Source organism: Vibrio sp. 10N.261.52.C11 (assembly GCF_041471405.1).
Taxonomy (GTDB): domain Bacteria; phylum Pseudomonadota; class Gammaproteobacteria; order Enterobacterales; family Vibrionaceae; genus Vibrio; species Vibrio crassostreae_C.
The window spans coordinates 1-1,744 of the sequence record NZ_JBFROI010000146.1 but is presented as its reverse complement, the minus strand read 5'-3'; the positions used below and the strand labels follow the sequence as shown (position 1 = coordinate 1,744).

At 49.1% G+C, this 1,744-nt stretch carries 2 protein-coding genes; both read right to left on the bottom strand.

Annotated elements, in window-relative coordinates; genetic code table 11:
- Positions 1-80 precede the first annotated feature (80 nt).
- Entirely contained in the window at positions 81-821 is a 741-nt protein-coding gene (gene istB, locus AB4323_RS24465) for an IS21-like element ISVch3 family helper ATPase IstB (RefSeq protein WP_011988345.1), read from the bottom strand.
- Positions 822-832: 11 nt separating this feature from the next.
- Positions 833-1,744 (bottom strand): Mu transposase domain-containing protein (locus tag AB4323_RS24460; RefSeq protein ID WP_408063679.1); only part of this gene is annotated, 912 nt, incomplete at its 5' end.

Here is a 1,744-nt window from a genome sequence, read left to right as displayed (position 1 = left end):
CTGCGTATTTCGGTGATTGCGATCGCTCGTTTCGGTTTATTCCGATCACTTGATCCTGCCGTTTTTCTCTCTTCCTATTTTTACTCTAAGTGATCGGATTGCGCCAGTTTTCTCATCGACTCACCTCCTAGTTCTATTCGATGACTATTGTGTACCAGCCGATCCATTAGAGCGTCTGCGACAGTGGCGTTACCGATCATGTTGTACCACTCCTTTACAGGTAACTGACTGATGACGATCGTGCTGCTGTTTTGGTAACGATCTTCAAGCACTTCTAATAAGTGACCTGCATGCTCTTGGGTTAGCTTTTCCATCCCCCAGTCGTCGAGGATTAGTAGAGCTTTCTTAGCCAACGATTGAAGTTGCTTTTGATAGCTACCGTCCAGACGACCTGCGGTCAGGTCATCAAGCAGGCGAGTTAATCGGTAGTATCTGACCGTGTGTTGTTGGTCGCAGGCACTGGTTGCCAGTGCGCAGCCAAGATACGTTTTGCCAGCACCTGTTGGGCCTGTGATCAAGATATTCTGGTGCTTATGTAGATAACTGCCCGTTAGAAGTTCGCTCATCTGTTTACGATTGAGATTTCGTCCCTCCTTGTAGATGAGTTGGCTCGGCTGAGCATCCACTCTCAGTTTGGCTTGTCGTTTTAAGCGTTGGATTTTTGTCTGATTGCGATTCAAGATTTCACTTTCCAGAAGTAGGCTTAGCCTTTCCTCGAAGTCCAGCTCTGCGTAGGTGCTCAGTTGTTCTTGTTGCTGCTCTAACGCTTTCACTGCATGGCTCAAGCGGAGAGTTTTGAGTTGGTCGTTCAGTGCGTTCATTTGTATTTCTCCTAGTGATAACAGTTCGGGCCACGGACATTGCTATGAACAAGGTTCGGCGTGCTCGTGTTGTCTTTGCTCAGTTGTCCTTCACGATTGTTCTTCAGCAGATTATTGATGAAGGTGTAGTTCGGTTTTGTCAGCATCAGCGCATCTTTACAGGCTTGCTCTAAGCGCGACTCGCCATGCGCTTTACTCAGATTGAGCAGCCCAAGACAGGAGCGATACGACTGCTCTGGATGAGGCTTGGAGTAGAGCATCTTATTGATGACTTCTCGTGTGGCTGGGCCGATATTGGCTCCCCAGTTGAGCAGGCGTCCAGGCGACCACTTCTGATGTTGATGATTACTCGGCATGTGCTCTGGTTGGGTGCTGTTTCCGCGCTCTCTTTGGCTGCGTGGATGCTGGGCTACCAAGTTACCTTGATGGTAGATCTGCACCAGACGGTTGGAGGCTTCCAGTTCGACATGGTGACCAACAAGTTGATGTGGCACCGAGTAGTAGTGGCGGCGATATTCGATGTGATAATCAGGCCCAACCTTGGCTCGCTTGGTTTCGGTATAGAGGTATCGCTGCTTAGGTAGCGGCTTTAACGCTGGCTTATCGAGTTTGTCGAACAGCGCTTTGCGGCTCGCACCATACTGTTTCATCTCACGTTCGTTTAAGTCATTCATAAGCTCACGGATGGCAAGGTTTAGCTCTTTGAAGGTATGGAAGGTTTGATGTCGTAGTCGCATCATGATCCAGCGTTCCACTAGGAGCACGGCATTCTCTGCCTTGGCTTTGTCTTTCGGTTTGTAAGGGCGAGCTGGCATCACTGCGGTTTGATAGTGATTCGCCAGTTTTTGATAACTGTCGTTAAGTCTCGGCTCATAACGATTGGCTTTGGTGACCGCGCTACGTAGATTATCGGGAACCAAGAG